The organism is Salipiger bermudensis (assembly GCF_017309175.1).
Lineage (GTDB): Bacteria > Pseudomonadota > Alphaproteobacteria > Rhodobacterales > Rhodobacteraceae > Salipiger > Salipiger bermudensis.
On the sequence record NZ_JAEKJV010000013.1, the window covers coordinates 15,645 to 33,136 of the forward strand.

The 17,492-nt window shown below is 68.5% G+C and carries 16 protein-coding genes; 11 read left to right on the forward strand and 5 right to left on the reverse strand.

Features of this window, described 5'->3' with window-relative positions; translation table 11 throughout:
• The first annotated feature begins 43 nt into the window (after positions 1 to 43).
• From tsaE to trxA, 6 genes are all read left to right on the forward strand, one after another.
• Complete coding sequence (gene tsaE / locus JF542_RS16780; protein ID WP_207076686.1) at positions 44 to 517, forward strand: tRNA (adenosine(37)-N6)-threonylcarbamoyltransferase complex ATPase subunit type 1 TsaE; 474 nt, start codon at positions 44 to 46, stop codon at positions 515 to 517.
• Positions 514 to 1,488, forward strand: coding sequence for an aminoglycoside phosphotransferase family protein (locus JF542_RS16785; RefSeq protein WP_207076687.1), 975 nt, complete (start codon positions 514 to 516; stop codon positions 1,486 to 1,488). The genes tsaE and JF542_RS16785 overlap by 4 nt, the downstream gene beginning before the upstream one ends.
• A complete protein-coding gene (locus JF542_RS16790; protein WP_207076688.1) occupies positions 1,473 to 2,153 on the forward strand; it encodes a nucleotidyltransferase family protein in 681 nt (226 codons plus the stop codon). The genes JF542_RS16785 and JF542_RS16790 overlap by 16 nt, the downstream gene beginning before the upstream one ends.
• Positions 2,146 to 5,076, forward strand: coding sequence for a double-strand break repair protein AddB (gene addB / locus JF542_RS16795; RefSeq protein WP_207076689.1), 2,931 nt, complete (start codon positions 2,146 to 2,148; stop codon positions 5,074 to 5,076). The genes JF542_RS16790 and addB overlap by 8 nt, the downstream gene beginning before the upstream one ends.
• Positions 5,073 to 8,450, forward strand: coding sequence for a double-strand break repair helicase AddA (gene addA / locus JF542_RS16800; RefSeq protein WP_207076690.1), 3,378 nt, complete (start codon positions 5,073 to 5,075; stop codon positions 8,448 to 8,450). The genes addB and addA overlap by 4 nt, the downstream gene beginning before the upstream one ends.
• Positions 8,451 to 8,519: 69 nt before the next feature.
• The gene (gene trxA / locus JF542_RS16805) at positions 8,520 to 8,840 is read left to right on the forward strand and encodes a thioredoxin (protein WP_007795770.1); all 321 of its coding nucleotides are present in this window, start codon (positions 8,520 to 8,522) and stop codon (positions 8,838 to 8,840) included.
• Between the two features lie 95 nt (positions 8,841 to 8,935).
• Here trxA and JF542_RS16810 read toward each other — a convergent pair whose 3' ends face one another.
• Positions 8,936 to 9,907: a phosphotransferase gene (locus tag JF542_RS16810; RefSeq protein ID WP_207076691.1), complete on the reverse strand. Its 972-nt coding sequence runs from the start codon at positions 9,905 to 9,907 to the stop codon at positions 8,936 to 8,938.
• Positions 9,908 to 10,003: 96 nt separating this feature from the next.
• Here JF542_RS16810 and hslV point away from each other — a divergent pair, with 96 nt between their 5' ends.
• The 3 genes from hslV to JF542_RS16825 all read left to right on the forward strand — a co-directional run bounded on the left by hslV (position 10,004) and on the right by JF542_RS16825 (position 12,912).
• Positions 10,004 to 10,561, forward strand: coding sequence for an ATP-dependent protease subunit HslV (gene hslV, locus JF542_RS16815; protein WP_007795765.1), 558 nt, complete (start codon positions 10,004 to 10,006; stop codon positions 10,559 to 10,561).
• 20 nt (positions 10,562 to 10,581) lie between these two features.
• Positions 10,582 to 11,892: an ATP-dependent protease ATPase subunit HslU gene (gene hslU, locus JF542_RS16820; protein WP_007795762.1), complete on the forward strand. Its 1,311-nt coding sequence runs from the start codon at positions 10,582 to 10,584 to the stop codon at positions 11,890 to 11,892.
• 342 nt (positions 11,893 to 12,234) lie between these two features.
• Entirely contained in the window at positions 12,235 to 12,912 is a 678-nt protein-coding gene (locus JF542_RS16825) for a D-lyxose/D-mannose family sugar isomerase (protein ID WP_207076692.1), read from the forward strand.
• Positions 12,913 to 12,928: 16 nt separating this feature from the next.
• Here JF542_RS16825 and JF542_RS16830 read toward each other — a convergent pair whose 3' ends face one another.
• A complete protein-coding gene (locus JF542_RS16830) occupies positions 12,929 to 14,476 on the reverse strand; it encodes an ABC transporter substrate-binding protein (RefSeq protein WP_207076693.1) in 1,548 nt (515 codons plus the stop codon).
• Between the two features lie 66 nt (positions 14,477 to 14,542).
• The gene (gene pip / locus JF542_RS16835) at positions 14,543 to 15,541 is read right to left on the reverse strand and encodes a prolyl aminopeptidase (protein ID WP_207076694.1); all 999 of its coding nucleotides are present in this window, start codon (positions 15,539 to 15,541) and stop codon (positions 14,543 to 14,545) included.
• A gap of 52 nt (positions 15,542 to 15,593) precedes the next feature.
• On the opposite strand from pip, the gene ubiG reads away from it, so the two are divergent.
• Positions 15,594 to 16,346, forward strand: a complete 753-nt coding sequence (gene ubiG / locus JF542_RS16840) for a bifunctional 2-polyprenyl-6-hydroxyphenol methylase/3-demethylubiquinol 3-O-methyltransferase UbiG (protein ID WP_007795751.1) — start codon at positions 15,594 to 15,596, stop codon at positions 16,344 to 16,346.
• Positions 16,337 to 16,639 (forward strand): YciI family protein, encoded by a 303-nt coding sequence (locus JF542_RS16845; RefSeq protein WP_007795748.1) that lies wholly within the window; start codon positions 16,337 to 16,339, stop codon positions 16,637 to 16,639. The genes ubiG and JF542_RS16845 overlap by 10 nt, the downstream gene beginning before the upstream one ends.
• Positions 16,640 to 16,651: 12 nt before the next feature.
• Here JF542_RS16845 and JF542_RS16850 read toward each other — a convergent pair whose 3' ends face one another.
• Positions 16,652 to 17,092 carry a MarR family winged helix-turn-helix transcriptional regulator gene (locus JF542_RS16850; RefSeq protein WP_007795745.1) on the reverse strand — a complete coding sequence of 147 codons (441 nt, stop codon included), beginning with the start codon at positions 17,090 to 17,092 and terminating at the stop codon, positions 16,652 to 16,654.
• Positions 17,093 to 17,196: 104 nt separating this feature from the next.
• Positions 17,197 to 17,454 carry a glutaredoxin 3 gene (grxC, locus tag JF542_RS16855; protein ID WP_207076695.1) on the reverse strand — a complete coding sequence of 86 codons (258 nt, stop codon included), beginning with the start codon at positions 17,452 to 17,454 and terminating at the stop codon, positions 17,197 to 17,199.
• Positions 17,455 to 17,492: the final 38 nt, after the last annotated feature.

Sequence of the window (17,492 nt, forward strand, 5' to 3'; positions counted from 1 at the left end):
GAACCCGCTTGCGCCGGCGCGGCGGGAGGGTATCTTCGCGGCCATGACCTCGCCGCGCGCCGTTCTCACCCTGACCTCGCCCGAGGCGACCTGTGCCCTCGCCAGCCAACTGGCGACGCGGCTCTCGCCCGGCGACGTGCTGCTGCTCTCGGGCGGAATCGGGGCCGGTAAGACCCATTTCGCCCGCTGCCTGATCCACGCCCTGCAAGACCCGCCAGAGGATGTGCCCTCGCCGACCTTCACGCTGGTACAGGTCTATGACACCGCCGCCGGCGAGCTCTGGCACGCGGATCTCTACCGCCTCTCAGACCCGGATCAATGCGAGGAGCTTGGCCTCGCCGACGCCTTCGAGACCGCGATCTGCCTGATCGAATGGCCAGACCGGCTCGAGGATCTCGCACCCGCAGACGCACTGTCGCTCAGCTTCGACGCAGGCGCGGCCGAGGACAGCCGCGCGCTTGCGCTCGACTGGAGCGATCCGCGTTGGGACGCCATCGTGACGGAGCTGACCGCATGACCGACCTCTTTCTCGCCAAAGCCGGCTGGGCCGGGGCCACGGCCTCGCCGATCGCCGGAGATGCCTCGGCCCGGCGTTACACGCGGCTTTCCAAGGGCGCCGCGCGGGCGATCCTGATGGACGACCCGGACGGCGACACCGCGCTCTTCGCCCGGCTCTCGCGGCACCTGCTGTCTCTCGGCCTGAGCGCACCGGAAATTCTTGCGGAGGCCCCGGGCAAGCTGCTGCTCGAGGATCTGGGCGACGGGCTCATCGCCCGGCTCGCCACCAATCCCGAGACTGAAAAGCGGCTCTATCTCACCGCGACCGACGCTCTAATAGCCCTGCACCAGCACGCGCCGCCCGATCTGCCCAAGGCCGATCCGCAGCACCTCGCGGCGATGACCGATCTCGCCTTCACCTGCTACGCCTCCAACGCGGGCTCTGCCCCGCAGCCTGGCACCATGCAGGCCTGCGCGCAGGCCTTCGAGCGCGCGCTGGCGGCCCATGCGCCCGAGACCGACGTGATGATCCTGCGCGACTACCACGCCGAGAACATCCTCTGGCTCCCAGAGCGCCAAGGCCCCGCCCGCGCCGGGCTGCTCGATTTCCAGGACGCGCTGCAGGGTCACCGCGCCTATGATCTCGTCTCGCTGATCGAGGATGCCCGCCGCGACGTCGCCCCCGAGACCGCCGAGGCCGCGATCCGTCACTATCTCGGGGCAACCGGCCTGCCCGAGACGCCCTTCCGCACCGCGCTGGCGGTGCTGGGCGCCCAGCGCAACCTGCGCATTCTCGGCGTCTTCGCCCGGCTCGCCGCGACCCGGGGCAAGCCCGGCTATATCGACCTGATCCCGCGGGTCTGGGGCCACCTGCAGGCCGACCTGCGCCACCCGGCCCTTGCAGAGGTCGCCGCGATCCTGCATCCGGCGCTTCCCGCGCCCACGCCCGAGATCCTGCAAAGGCTGAAATCTCCATGCCCGACGCCCTGATGCTCTTTGCCGCCGGTTTCGGCACCCGCATGGGCGCCCTGACGGCCGACCGCCCCAAGCCGCTGATCGAGGTTGCGGGCCAGCCGCTGATCGACCACGCGCTGGCACTCGCCGATGGCTTCGGCCCGCTGCGCCGGGTCGCCAACGCGCATTACCGCGCCGACCAGCTCGAGGCGCATCTCGCCCCCCGCGACGTGACCGTCTCGCGCGAGGACCCCGAGATCCTCGACACCGGCGGCGGGCTGCGCCTTGCGCTGCCGCTCTTGGACGCCGACCCGGTCTTCACGCTCAACACCGACGCGGTATGGTCCGGCCCCAACCCGCTGCGCCTGCTGGCCGAGGCCTGGGATCCGGCGCGCATGGATGCACTTCTGCTCTGCGTGCCGCTTGGAAACGCCGTGGGCCGCAAGGGCGGCGGCGATTTCGACATCCTGGGCGATGGCCAGCTCAGCCGTGGCGGAGATCTCGTCTATACCGGCGCGCAGATCGTCAAGACCAAGGCGCTTCACGCCGTCACAGAGCCTGTTTTCTCGCTCAACGTGATCTGGAACCAGATGGCGGAACAAGGCAGGCTCTGCGGCCTGCCCTATCCGGGCCAGTGGTGCGACGTGGGCCACCCCGACGGCATCCGCCTCGCCGAAGAGATGCTGGCCGCCGATGTTTGAGCCCTCCGCCGCCCCCCGCGTCTTTGCCGTTGCGCCCGGCATCGACTTTCCCGAGGCGCTGGTCGCGGGGCTGCGCACGCGCATGGAGGGCCAGCCGCCCGAGGCGATGGCGCGGGTCGAGCTGATCGTGAACACCACCCGCATGGCGCGGCGCATCCGGCAGATCTTTGACCGTGGTCCCGCCACGCTGCTGCCGCGCATCCGGCTCCTGAGCAATGTCGCCGACCCGATCGCGCTCAGCCATCTGCCCGCGCCGGTCTCGCCCCTGCGGCGGCGGCTCGAGCTCACCGGGCTGGTCTCGGGCCTGCTCGACGCGCAGCCCGACCTTGCCCCGCGCACCGCCCTTTTCGACCTCGCCGACAGCCTCGCCACGCTGATGGACGAGATGCAGGACGAGGGCGTCTCGCCCGAGGATATCGCGGCGCTCGATGTCAGCGACGAGTCCGGTCACTGGCAGCGCGCGCTGAGCTTTCTCAACATCGTGCAACGCTATTTCGACAGTGCCGAGGATGCGCCCGACACCACCGCGTTCCGCCGTCTTGCGCTGAAACAGAGACTGTCCGACTGGGAAGAGACCCCGCCGTCGCATCCGGTGATCCTTGCCGGTTCGACCGGCTCGCGCGGGGGCACGAACGAGCTGATGCGCGCGGTGGCGCGGCTGCCGCAGGGCGCGCTGGTGCTGCCGGGCTTTGATTTCGACACGCCCGAGAGCGTCTGGCACGGGCTGACCGATGCGCTGGCCAGCGAGGATCATCCGCAGTTCCGGTTCGCCAAGCTGGTCAACGACCTTGGGATGCAGGCCGGGGAGGTTCTGCGCTGGTCCGGCGCCGAGCCGCCCAGCGCCGCGCGCAACCGGCTGCTTTCTCTGGCCCTGCGCCCTGCCCCGGTCACCGACCAGTGGCGCGACGAGGGGCCGATGCTGCCCGACCTGATCGCCGCCACCGAGGATTTGACACTGGTCGAGGCCGCCTCGCAGCGCGACGAGGCCACCGCCATCGCGCTGCGCCTGCGGCAGGCCGTCGAAGAGGGTGTGACGGCGGCGCTGATCACCCCCGACCGGATGCTGACGCGGCAGGTGACGGCGGCTCTCGACCGCTGGAACATCCTGCCCGATGACAGCGCCGGCACGCCGTTGCAGCTGTCGCCGCCGGGCCGCTTCCTGCGCCATGTTTCGACCCTGTTCCAGCACGATCTGACCGCCGAGGCCCTGCTGACGCTGCTCAAGCATCCGCTTTGCCATTCCGGCCATGACCGGGGCGAGCACCTGCGCGCCACCCGCGAGCTCGAGCTGCATATCCGCAACAAATCCTGGCCCTATCCGCGCCCCGAGCTGATCCGTGCATGGGGCGTCGCAGCCGAGATGGAGAGCTGGGCCAACTGGGTCGCCGACAGTTTCTGCCAGCCACCCCGGCGCGGCAAGCGGGCGCTTTCGGACTGGATCGAGGAACACATCGCCCGCGCCGAGGCCATTGCTGCCGGGCCTGAGGGCGAAGACTCCGAGCTCTGGAAGGAAGCCGCCGGGCGCAAGGCGCGGGCCGTGGTCGAGGGTCTGCGCGACGAGGCGGGCTTTGGCACCGATCTCGACGCGCGCGATTACGGCGATCTCTTCGCCGCGATCCTGCAGCAGCACGAGTTGCGCGACCGCGACGCGCCGCATCCGCGCATCCTGATCTGGGGCACGCTCGAGGCGCGCGTGATGGGCGCCGACCTGCTGATCCTCGGCGGGCTGAACGAGGGCTCGTGGCCGGAACTGCCCGGCGCCGATCCATGGCTGAACCGCCGGATGCGGCACAAGGCGGGCCTTCTGGTGCCCGAGCGGCGCATCGGCCTCGCCGCGCATGACTTCCAGCAGGCGGTGGCCGCGCCGCAGGTCTGGCTGACCCGCGCGCTCAAGTCCGACGATGCCGAGACGGTGCCCTCGCGCTGGCTCAATCGCCTGATGAACCTGATGAACGGCCTGCCTGATCGCAGCGGCCCGCAGGCGCTTGCAGCGATGAAGGCGCGCGGCGGCCACTGGCTGGCGCTGGCCCGGGCGCAGGAGAAGCCGCAGCCAAGCCCGCCCGCGACCCGGCCCTCGCCGGCGCCGCCGGTCGAGGCGCGCCCGCGCAGCCTGTCGGTCACCGAGATCAAGCACCTGATCCGCGACCCGTTTCACATCTACGCCAAGCGGGTGCTGCGGCTCGCGCCGCTCAACCCGCTGCAACGCGCCCCCGACGCGCTGCTGCGCGGCATCCTGATCCACGAGGTGCTCGAGGCGTTCGTGAAGGAGAGCCTCTCGGATCCCACACAGCTTACCACCGAGGCGCTGCTGCGCCGCACGACCGCGCTGATCGGCGATCCCGAACGCGTGCCCTACCCGACGACGCGGCATCTCTGGCAGGCCCGGCTCGGGCGGGTGGCAGAGTGGTTCGCCGAGACCGAGCGCGCCCGGCAGGCCATCGCCCGCCCGGCGCATTTCGAGATCATGGGCCATGCCGAGATCCCGGCGCTGGGGTTCACCCTGCGCGGGAAGGCCGACCGGATCGACATCGACGATCGCGGCGGCGCGCATCTCTACGACTACAAGACCGGCGCCGCCCCGACCGAGAGCCAGCAGCGCCATTTCGACAAGCAGCTTCTGCTCGAGGCGGCGATGGTCGAGCGCGGGGCCTTCAAGGATCTGCAGCCACGGCACACGGAACAGGCCGTGTTCGTCTCTGTCTCGAACACGCCGCGCGAGGTGCCCGCGCCGCTCGAAGAAATGCCGGCGCAGCAGGTCTGGGCCGAGTTCGAGACCCTGATGACCCGCTGGTTCGAGCCCGATCGCGGCTATACTGCCCGCTCCGCTCTGGTGCGGGAGAAGGACCTGTCCGAGTATGACCACCTGTCGCGCTTCGGCGAATGGGACGTGGTCGACGAAGCCGACCGCGAGGTGCTGGAATGAAGCGCGACGAGGCGACAGAGGCGCAGGTCCGCGCCGCGCGGCCGGATCTGTCGACCTGGCTCTCGGCCAATGCCGGCTCGGGCAAGACCCGCGTGCTCACCGACCGGGTGGCGCGGCTGCTGCTCGACGGGGTGCTGCCCGAGCACATCCTGTGCCTGACCTACACCAAGGCCGCCGCCACCGAGATGCAGAACCGCCTGTTCCGCCGTCTCGGGGCCTGGGCGATGCTGGATGACGAGGCGCTCCGCGCCGAGCTGCGCCAGCTCGGGCTCGACGGGCCGCTGCCGCCCGAACGGCTGGCCGGCGCCCGCACGCTCTTTGCCCGCGCCATCGAGACACCGGGCGGGCTGCGCATCCAGACCATCCACTCGTTCTGCGCCTCGCTTTTGCGGCGCTTCCCGCTCGAGGCTGGTGTCTCGCCGCAATTCCGCGAGATGGAGGACCGCGCGGCGCAGCTTTTGCGCGCCGAGGTGCTCGACCGGCTCTCGGAAGGCCCTCAACAGGCTCTGGTGGCCGAGCTCGCGCGCTACCTCACCGACGATCCCGACAAGCTGCTGGCCGAGATGTGCCGCACCAAGGAGGCCTTTCTGCCGGCGCGGTCGCGGGAAGAGATCCTCGCCATGTACGGGCTCTCGCCCGAGGACAGCGAAGAGGCGCTGCTGGCCTCGGTCTTCCTCGGCGGCGAGATCGAGCTGCTGCGCGAGGTGGCGACGGCGCTGGCGGGATCCGGCAAGAACGACCAGAAGGCGGGCCTGCAACTGGCCCGCATCACCTCCCCTGATCTCGACGCGCTGCAGATCCTCGAGGGCGTGCTGCTCACCGGCAAGGCCGCCAAGGAGCCGTTCACCGCCAAGATCGGCAGCTTCCCCACCAAGGGGCTGCGCACCGGCGCGCTCGAGCCGCTGATGAACAGGCTTGAAGACCTCATGCGCAGGGTCGAACAGGCGCGCCAGACCCGGCTTGCGCTAGGGGCCGTCGGGCGCGAGCTGGCGCTGCATCGCTTCGCGCAGGCCTTCCTGCCCGCCTACGAGACCGAGAAACAGCGCCGCGGCTGGCTCGATTTCGACGATCTGGTGATCCGCGCCCGCGATCTGCTCTCGGACGAGCGGGTGGCGGAATGGGTGCTTTACCGGCTCGATGGCGGCATCGACCACATCCTCGTCGACGAGGCGCAGGACACCTCGCCGGTGCAATGGCAGGTGATCGAGCGGCTGGCGCATGAGTTCACCTCCGGCGAGGGCGCGCGGGCGGACGTTCGGCGCACGATCTTCGTGGTTGGCGACAAGAAGCAGTCGATCTACTCCTTCCAGGGCGCCGACCCGCGCGAGTTCGACCGCATGTGCGACGAGTTCGCCGAGCGTCTGCAGCGCACCGAGGCGCCGCTCAGCCGGATGATGCTGGAATACAGCTTCCGGTCCGCCGAGCCGATCCTGCGACTGGTCGACAACACCTTCGATGGGCGCGAGGCGGCGGGGTTCTCGCAAGATCAGAAGCACCGTGCCTTCAAATCCGAGATGCCCGGCCGGGTCGATCTCTGGCCCCATGTGGAGCCCACCAAGGACGACGAGGAAGAGGCCGACTGGTACGAGCCGGTCGACCGCATCGGCCAGCGCCACCACGCGGTGGTGCTGGCCAACCGCATCGCGGGCTTCATCGACCGCACCATCGGCACGCCGCTGCCCGAAGAGATCGGCCATAGCGGCAGCTACAAGACGCGCCCCGCCCATGCCGGCGATTTCCTGATCCTCGTGCGCGGGCGCGGCACCCTGTTCTCCGAGATCATCCGCGCCTGCAAGCAGCACAACCTGCCGATTGCCGGGGCCGACCGTCTCAAGGTGATGTCGGAACTGGCGGTGAAGGACATCGGCGCGCTTTTGGCGTTCCTTGCCACGCCCGAGGATGACCTCTCGCTCGCCACCGCGTTGCGCTCGCCGCTCTTTGGCCTCACGCAGCAGCAGCTTTTCACGCTGGCGCAGGGCCGGAAGGGCTATCTCTGGGCCGAGTTGCGCCGGAACAGAGACGCAGTGCCGCGCGTGATGTCGGTGCTCGACGACCTGCGCAGCGAGACCGATTTCCTGCGCCCCTACGACCTGATCGAGCGTATCCTGACGCGCCATGACGGGCGCAAGCGGCTGCTCGGGCGGCTGGGCGAAGAGGCCGAGGACGGCATCAACGCGCTGCTCGCGCAGGCACTGGCCTACGAGCAGACCGAGGTGCCCTCGCTGACCGGCTTCCTCGAATGGATGCAGACCGACGATCTCGAGATCAAGCGCGCCCCCGACAGCGCCGGCAGCCGCATCCGGGTGATGACGGTGCATGGTGCCAAGGGGCTCGAGGCGCCGATCGTGATCCTGCCCGATTGCGCCGAGCCCAACAGCCAGATCCGCGACAGCCTGCTCGAGGGCGAGACCGGCACGGTCTGGAAAGCCAGCGCCGACGGACAGCCGCAGGTTCAAGCGCTGGCTCTGGCCGAGGCCAAGGAGGCCGACCAGCGCGAGCGTGACCGGCTGCTCTATGTGGCTCTGACCCGGGCCGAGAAGTGGCTGGTGGTCGCCGCCGCCGGCAAGCTCGGCAGCCAGGGCAACGCCTGGTACGATCAGGTGCGGATCGGCATGGAGCGCTCGGGCGCCGAGCCCACCGAGTTCGGCTTCGGCGGCTGGGGCAGCGGCGAGGGGCTGACGCTGGGCCGCGCCGACTGGAGCGACCTGCCGCATGAGACGGTCGAAGAGACGCCCCGCATCGAGGTGGACCTGCCGGACGTGTTCCGCCATCCGGCCGCGGCGCCTGAAGCGGTGGCAGAGGCGGTCTCGCCGTCTGGTCTCGGCGGCCCGAAGGCGCTTGGCGGCGAAGACGGCGACGACACCGAAGAGGCGATGCTCAGAGGCACCGCGCTGCACCTGCTGCTCGAACACCTCTCGGCCCTGCCACCGGCGGCGCGCCCCGACGCGGTGCCGCATGTGCTGGCGATCGTCGAGGAGCTGCCGGAAGAGACCGATCGGCTGGCCGAGGAGGCGATCGCGGTGCTCGAGACCCCGGAACTCGGGCCGTTCTTCGCGCCCGGCACCCTTGCCGAGGTGCCGATTTCGGCGAGTATAGAGCCTGTCGGGCGCATCCACGGCATCATCGACCGGCTGCTCGTCACCCCGGACAAGGTGATCGCGGTGGACTTCAAGTCGAACCGCACAGTGCCCGCGACGCCGGCAGAGGTGCCCGAGGGGCTGTTGCGACAGATGGGGGCCTATGCGGCGGCACTGGCGCAGATCTGGCCCGGGCGCGAGGTGGAAACGGCGCTGATCTGGACAGCGACGCAAAGCTACATGGCACTGCCACACGATCTTGTGTCTGCCGCGCTGGCCCGCGCTACAACGGCTTGACCTCTTGCCGGGCCATACCTACCTTCGCGCCTCAAGTTACCGGCTGCCAAACCCGTTAAGGAGAGAATCATGGCCACCGTTCCCGTCACCGACGCGACCTTCGACGAGGAAGTGAAGAACTCCGACATTCCCGTCGTGGTCGATTTCTGGGCCGAATGGTGCGGCCCGTGCAAGCAGATCGGCCCGGCGCTCGAAGAGCTGTCCGAGCAATACGAAGGCAAGGTCAAGGTTGCCAAGATCAATGTCGACCACGATCAGGCTGTTGCCGCCCAGCTCGGCGTGCGCGGCATCCCCGCGCTGTTCCTGTTCAAGGACGGCGAGGTGATCTCGAACCGCACCGGCGCTGCGCCGAAGGCCTCGCTCGAGAGCTGGATCAAGGAAGCGATGTAATCGCGATCTGACCGTCAGACACAGGAAAATGCGCCTCCCTGCGGGGCGCATTTTTCGTTTCGGGTTCGGTCCGGGACGGAACGGCACGGGCAGCGTCAGCCGAACACCCGGCCGACCAACGCCATCAGCCGCGCGAACCGGCGGGCCTGCGCCCGGCTGCGCTCTGCCTCGCGCGCCGGCAGCCCCCACCACTCCGCCAGCACCCGGTTGCGCAGCAAGAGCTGCACCGACGGATCACCGGGGCCAACCAGACCGTAGCCCTCGAAAAAGGCACTTTGCGCTTCCAGAGGCAGCACCTGCCCCTTGGGGATCGCCTCTTTCGGCGCGTGCAGGATGGCGTAATCGGTCAGCAGCCGCGCGATGTCATGCCCGACCGGCACCACCCTGCCCCCTGCGAAATCCACGCCCCAGCAGCGCGTCTCGTCCAGCACGAGGTTGCGCTGGTGCAGATCGCCATGGGTATGCGCCGTCACCGTCCCCTGCCCCTCGAAGTCTGGCTGCATGGCGCAGAGCGCCTCGGCGCAGTCGAGAAAGCGCTCCGGCTCCGCCACCTGCCGTTCCCCGGCGCGCAGCTCGCCCATCACCGTGCGCAGGAAGCGGATGGTGAATTTCGGCTGGAACACCCGCGCCTCGCCCGGCAAGGCCCGGTGAAACCCGTCCATCCACGCCCCGGCCCGACGCAGCAGCGCCGCCTGAGTCCCGAGCGGGGCGCCCTCCAAAAGCACCGAGAGCGGCCGCGCGGGAAGGTACTCCATTACGCAGGCCTGCCGCTCTAGATCCACCGCCTGCAAGACGGGCAGCCCCTCGGGCCAGACCTCCTGCACCGCCATATGCGCGGCGATGCCGTCCGCGAATTTGTCAGGAACGACCGGTCGCGCCTGATGCTTCAGCACCAGCCGCCGACCCTCCGGCCCGTCGAGCCTGAGCAACACCCTTGCGACCCGCGCATCCTCGCGCCGGGCCAGCGGCGCGGCCCGCCAGAGCCCGGCCTCCTCGCCCATATCGCGCGCCAGATCCGGCCAGAACGCCAGCGCCGCCGCCTCGAGATCCCCGCCCCGCATTTCCATCCGCTCGCCCCTGCTCTATGTCCGATCCGAGGGCATCGCCTTGTCGCGGCAATGTCCAGCCCCCATATGGCGCCCAGCACGAGAAGGAGACGAGACATGGCCGATCAGGAATTCCCCGGCTGGCATGGCACCACGATCATCGGCGTCCGCAAGGGCGGACAGGTAGTGGTTGCGGGCGACGGGCAGGTGAGCCTTGGCCAGACCGTGATCAAGGGCTCGGCCCGCAAGGTGCGGCGCCTGTCGCCGGGCGGCTCGGACGTGGTCTGCGGCTTTGCAGGCTCCACCGCGGATGCGTTTGCCCTGCTTGAGCGGCTCGAGGCCAAGCTCGAGAAGACCCCGGGCCAGCTGCAGCGCGCCTGCGTCGAGCTTGCCAAGGACTGGCGCACCGACAAGTACCTGCAGAAGCTCGAGGCGATGCTGATCGTCACCGACGGGCGCGAGCTTTACGTGATCACCGGCGCCGGCGACGTGCTCGAGCCCGAGCATGACATCGCCGCCATCGGCTCGGGCGGCAATTTCGCCCTCGCCGCGGCGCGCGGCATGATGGACAGCGAGCGCTCGGCTGAAGAGATCGCCCGCCGCGCCATGGCCATCGCCGCCGACATCTGCGTCTACACCAACGGCAATCTCACCGTAGAGACCATTTCGGCCTGAGACGCCGCGAAAGGACCATCATGACCGACCTGACCCCCCGCGAGATCGTCTCGGAACTCGACCGTTTCATCATCGGCCAGCAGGACGCCAAGCGCGCCGTCTCCGTGGCCCTGCGCAACCGCTGGCGCCGCAAGCAGCTCAGCGAGGACCTGCGCGACGAGGTCTACCCGAAGAACATCCTGATGATCGGCCCCACCGGCGTCGGCAAGACCGAGATCTCGCGCCGACTGGCCAAGCTCGCCAAGGCGCCGTTCATCAAGGTCGAGGCGACCAAGTTCACCGAAGTGGGCTATGTCGGTCGCGATGTCGAGCAGATCATCCGCGATCTGGTCGACAGCTCGATCGCGCTGACCCGCGAGCACATGCGCGAGGATGTGAAGGCCGCCGCCCACAAGGCCGCAGAGGAGCGGGTGATCGAGGCCATCGCCGGCACCGATGCGCGCGAGTCCACGCGCGAGATGTTCCGCAAGAAGCTGCGCAACGGTGAGCTCGACGGCACCGAGATCGAGCTCGACGTGGCCGAGACCGCCTCGCCCTTCCCGATGATGGAGATCCCCGGCCAGCCGGGTCAGGGCGGCATGGGCATGATGAACCTCTCCGAGATGTTCGGGAAGGCGTTCGGCGGCCGTACCACCCGCAAGAAGCTGACGGTGGCGGAAAGCTACGAGATCCTGATCCAGGAAGAGGCCGACAAGCTGCTCGACGACGAGGTGGTCAAGAAGGCCGCGCTCGAGGCGGTGGAGCAGAACGGCATCGTCTTCCTCGACGAGATCGACAAGGTTGCGGCGCGGCAGGAAACCCGCGGCGGCGATGTTTCCCGCGAGGGCGTGCAACGCGACCTGCTGCCGCTGATCGAGGGCACGACGGTCTCGACCAAGCACGGCCCGGTGAAGACCGACCACATCCTGTTCATCGCCTCGGGCGCCTTCCACATCGCCAAGCCGTCGGACCTGCTGCCCGAGCTTCAGGGCCGTCTGCCGATCCGGGTCAACCTGCGGGCACTCACCGAGGATGATTTCGTCCGCATCCTGACCGAGACCGACAACGCCCTGACGCGCCAGTACACCGCGCTGATGGCCACCGAGGAGGTCACGGTCGAGTTCACCGAAGACGGCATCCACGCGCTCGCCCGCATCGCGGCGCAGGTCAACGAGAGCGTCGAGAACATCGGCGCCCGCAGGCTCTACACGGTGATGGAGCGGGTCTTCGAGGAGCTGTCCTTCACCGCCCCCGACCGCGCCGGCGACAAGATCACGGTGGATGACGCCTTCGTCGAGACCTATCTCGGCGAGCTGACCCGCTCCGCCGACCTGAGCCGCTACGTGCTCTGACGCCAAGTCATCTCGCACACTCCGAGAAGAGCGGCACCCCCGCTCTTCTCGACGCCCCCAACACTCCCCCCGGAACCATTCCACCCTCTCCACAAACGCCACGCCGGGCTCCCCCCGAGCCCAGCGCCCCAAGCCGCGCCCTCCTTCTCTACGTTCCAAATACTCCCGCCGGAGGCGTCCCACCCCCGCCACGGGCTCGAGGCCGGGCTCCCCCCGGGCCGCGACCCGCCAAACCACCCCTCCCTTCTCTTCGTCAAAAATACTCCCGCCGGAGGCGTGCGGCCCCTACCACCGGCGCGGCGCTCTGGCTATCGTCCCGATGACAGCCCAGGGAGGAGCCGCATGAAACGCTCGCGCATCAACGAGATCATCCGAGAAGGCGATGCCTTCATCCGCAGCCACGGCCTCTGCCTCCCGCCCTTCGCCTATCTCTCGCCCGACGAGCTGCGCACCGCCGAGCATGGCGAGATCAAGCGCCGCGGCATGGGCTGGGACATCACCGATTACGGCGCTGGCGACTTCGACAGGATGGGGCTGTTCCTGTTCACCACACGCAACGGGCTGAACGCCGATCTCGGCAAGCACAGCGCCATGCTCTACGCCGAGAAGATCATGATCTCGCGGCGCGACCAGCTGAGCCCCAACCACCGCCACGACATCAAGGTCGAGGACATCATCAACCGTGGCGGCGGCACGCTGGTGCTCGAGCTGTTCGCGGCGACGCCGGAGGGCGGAATCGACCGCCACGCGCCGGTGACGGTGCTCTGCGACGGCATGGAGAGGACGCTGCCGGCGGGCGGGCATCTGAAGCTCGATCCCGGCGAGTCGGTGACGCTGTTCCCGACCACCTGGCACGCCTTCTGGGGCGAAGGCAGCGACGTGTTGATCGGCGAGGTCTCGACGGTCAATGACGACCTGACCGACAATATCTTCGAAATGGAGATCGGCCGCTTCTCCGAGATCGAGGAAGACGAGCCGCCGTTGCACCTGCTGGTGTCGGATTACGCCGACAGGCTCTGACCCTGTGCCCCGCGGCTCAGGCGCGCCACCAGCGTTCCGCGAAGCGGGCATTGTCCATGGCCCAGAGATTGCCGACGTTGCGCGGCGTGGCCACGCGGTCGCTATGGGCCTGCAGGTGGTTGGCGAAGACCGGCACAAGGAGCCCGCCCTCGTCGCGCAGGATCTGCTGCATCTCGCCATAAAGCGCCCGGCGCCGGGCGCTGTCGAGCTCGGCGCGCGCCTCGAGCAGCAGCGACTGGAAGCGCGGGCTCTGCGCCATGCCCCATTGCGTGTCGTTCCACGGCGCACCGTCGCGCATCTGGGTCGAGAGCATCCAGTCCTCGGTGACCCGGCCCGACCAGGCGCAGGCGGTGAAGGGCCGGTTGCGCCAGATCTCCGACCAGTAGCCCTCGCCCGGCTCGGCCGCCGGCGAGATCTCGATCCCGGCGGAGCGGGCGCTCTCGGCGAAAAGCGCTGCCGCCTCATGGGCCCCTTCAAAGGTCGCGTCCGAGACCGAAAGCGACAGGGTCAGGGTCGAGAGCCCGGCCTGCTTGAGGTGGTGGCGGGCGCGGTCGGGATCATAGGCCGGGGCAGCGAGATCGGCGGTGTACTGGTTGGCGGGCCCCAGCGGGCTATCGGCGCCGATGCGGCCGTGCCCCAGCAGCACCTGGTCGAGGATCGCCTGCCGGTCGATGGCGTGTTTCAGCGCCTGCCGGATTTGCAGCGCGTCGAATGGCGCGGCGCCGGTCTGCATGGCAAAGCCGTAATACTGGTTGCCGGGGATGTCCTGCAGCCGCAGGCTCGGCTCGGCCTGAAGCCGTGCGGCGCGCTGCGGCGCCACCCGGCTGATCGTGTCGACCTGCCCGCTCCTGAGCGCCGCGACCCGCGCGGCACCGTCGTTCATGGCGTGGAACTCGATCTGGTCGAACCAGCCCGCCTGCCCGTCCTTGTAATGCCCCGCGACCCGCCGCCCGATGAAACGCCGGCCAGGCTCGAAGCTCTCGACCCGGTAAAGGCCGGTGCCGATGCCCTGGGCGATGGCCGCATCGATCTGGCCGGCCGGGTAGATCAGCAGGTGGTAATCGGCCAGCAGGTAGGGGAAGTCGGCGTTGCCCTCGGCGAGAGTGAAGCGCAGGCGATGATCCGAGAGCCGCTCCATCCGGGCGATGGTCTCGACCAGTGGGCGGGCGCCCGAGGCGGTGCCGGGCTCGAGATGCAGGTTGAGCGACGCGATCACGTCCCGTGCGGTAAAGGGCGTGCCGTCGTGAAAGCGCACGCCTTCGCGCAACGTCACGGTCCAGACGCGGGCGTCGGCGCTGGCCTCCCAGCCGGTGGCCAGCTCACCGCGTAGCGAGCCATCGGCGGCGACCTCGGTCAGCGTGTCGAACACGGCACCCTGCGCGGCCGCGATCATGAAGAGGTCGGAGTGGGTCCGGGCATCCCAGCTGTCGCCCGGGTGCGCCCCGCCGAGCCCGGCACGCAGCGTGCCACCCGAACGGGCCGGTGCGGCGGCAACACCGGATGCGCCCAGCACCGCGGCGGCGAGGGCTGTCTGGATCAGGCGACGGCGCTTGAAGCCACTCATGGGATGGTCGGTCTTTCCTGCGTTGCACCGGCGAGTCCCTGTCGTCTCGCCTCCGGCTGGCCGAGATTAAAGCCCAGCGCCGCCCTGTAAACCCTCTTGCTCGGCAATCTGGTCCATCGCGCGCACAAGTTCGGCACTGATGCCCGGCTCGGAGAGCGCATGGCCCGCGTTGCGGATCATCCGCAGGTCGGCGTCGGGCCAGGCCTGCGCCAGTTCCCAGGCGCGCTGCGGCGGGCAGATCATGTCGTAGCGCCCCTGCACGATGATCCCGGGGATGCCGTGCAGCCGGTCGACATTGTTCAGGATCCAGCCGTCTTCTTCCAGGAAGCCCTCGTTGACGAAATAGTGGTTCTCGAGCCGCGCGAAGGCGCGGGCGTAATCGCCCGGCGCATCGCCTCCCGAGCCGTTGGAATAGACCGAGGCCAGCGCGTTCTCCCAGCTCGACCAGGCGCGGGCAAAGCGGGTCTCTTCCCGCATGTCACCCGAGAACAGCCGTTTGTGATAGGCGCCGATCAGGTCGCCGCGCTCGTCTTCCGGGATCAGGTCGGTGAAGCGGGCCCAGGGCTCGGGCCAGAACTGGCCGGCGCCGCCGCCGTAAAACCAGTCAAGCTCGGTGCGGGTCATCATGAAGACGCCGCGCAGCACGAGGTTGCGCACCCGCTCGGGGTGGCTGATGCCGTAGATCAGCGCCAGCGTCGCGCCCCAGCTGCCGCCAAAGACGATGAAGCGCTCGATCTCGAGGGTCTCTCGGATGCGCTCGATGTCGGAGACGAGATGCCAGGTGGTGTTGTCGGTGACGCTGGCATGGGGGCGCGAGCGCCCGCAGCCACGCTGGTCGAAGAGCACGACGCGGAACACGCGGGGATCGAAGTAGCGCCGCATCCCCGGCGAGCAGCCGCCGCCCGGGCCGCCATGCAGCACGATCACTGGAATGCCGCGTGGATTTCCGCATTGCTCGACATAGATCTTGTGTCCGTCTCCCATGTCGATCATGCGTTGATCGAAGGGGTCGATGGACGGGTAGAGATACTGCACTGCGCGCTTTTGGCCCGGGTATTTGTCCATGTTCCATCTATATTAACAGCGACACCCAAAAGACCATGGGGAAAAACGACCGATGACCGAAACCGTCGACCCGAGCGAAATCGCAAAATTCGAGGCCATGGCCGCCGAGTGGTGGGACCCGAACGGCAAGTTCAAGCCGCTGCACATGATGAACCCGGTCCGGCTGGACTACATCACCCGGCAGATCGCCGGCGAGTATGACCGTGACCTCACCGCGACGAAGCCCTTCGAGGGGCTGCGCATCGTCGATATCGGCTGCGGCGGCGGGCTGCTCTGCGAGCCGATGGCGCGGCTCGGGGCCGAGGTCGTGGGCGTCGACGCCGCCGAGCGCAACATCCCCGTTGCCCGTCTTCATGCCGAGCAGTCGGAGCTTGAGATCGACTACCGCCACACCACCGCCGAGGCGTTGGCCGCGGAGAACGAGCTTTTCGACGTGGTGATCAACATGGAGGTGGTCGAACACGTGGCCAGCCCGCCGGCCTATCTCAAGGCCTGTCAGGCGCTGCTGAAGCCCGGCGGTCTGCACCTGTGCTCGACCATCAATCGCAATCCCAAGAGCTTCGCCATGGCCATTGTCGGCGCGGAATGGGTGATGCGCTGGCTGCCCAAGGGCACGCATGAATGGTCGAAGTTCATCACGCCCGACGAGCTTTACGACCTGCTGCGGCAGGCGGGGCTCGAGCCGGTGGACCGCAAGGGCTACGTGTTCAACCCGGTCAGCTGGAGCTGGAAGATCTCGGACAGCGACCTGTCGGTGAACTACGTGACGGCGGCGATCAAACCGGAGGCAGCGGCATGGGCGTGATCCCCGAGGGCCACACGCTCTTCGTGGTCGATATCGAGTATGTCGTGCCCTTCGAGCAGATCGAGCCGGTGCTGGAGCCGCACATGGCCTTCGTCAAGCAGGGCTATGCCGACGGGCATTTCCTGTGCTCGGGGCCGAAAAACCCGCGCACCGGCGGCATCGTCATCGCCATCGGCGAAACGCTTGCCGCGATCGAGGCGCTGATGGCCGAGGATCCGTTCGTCAGTGCCGGTGTCGTGAAAGTGCAGATCACCGAGTTCGCCGCCTCGAACCGTCACCCGGTTCTCGTCTGAGCCTGTCCCGGCTCAATCCGCCTCGAGCTTGAGGCGCAGCTCGCGCAGGACCGGCAGCGCGGCGCGGACCTTCTCCGCGCCCAGCTCTCCCACCATCTCGGCGATCACCGGCGCCATCGCTGCAAGCGCCGCCTCGCGGGCGCGCTGGCCCGCAGGGCTGATCGAGACCATCTTGCGCCGCGCATCGTCCCAATCGGGGCGGATGTGGACGTAACCGGCGATCTCAAGCTTGGTCAGCGTGTTGGTCATCGCCCCGCGGGTGACGTGAAAGCTGCGCGCAAGCTGGGCCGGGGTACGCTCTTCCTGCACCCGTGCGAGGTGGTTCAGAACCGAGAAATGCGAGATCTCCATCTTGTTCGGAAGCACCCGCGTCAGCCGGTTGCGAAGCAGCTGATCGGCCATCAGAAGCTCGCTGAACAGCGAGATGGCAAGCGCATTCTGAGGATCGGTCATTCCGGCACGATTGGATCTGAACAGTGGGTCAAAGGCGGGGTCCGGCATTTCTGACCCCCGGGCCCCCGGAGGTCAATAGAGACTGTCGCCGCCGCGACACAGGCTCAGCCCGCCAGAAGCGCGTCGAGCTTACCCGCGCGCTCGAGCGCGTAGAGCTCGTCGCAGCCGCCCACGTGGGTCTCGCCGATGAAGATCTGCGGCACCGTGCGGCCGCCATTGGCGCGCTGTGTCATCTCGGAGCGGCGCTTGGGCTCCTGCATCACGTCGATCTCGGTGAACGCGGCGTTCTTCTGGGTCAGAAGCCGCTTGGCCGCGTGGCAGAAGCCGCAGATGGGGGTGGTGTAGATCTCGATCGCTGGCATGTCTGATCCTTCCGATAGGTCTGGAATTTAGACCTGAT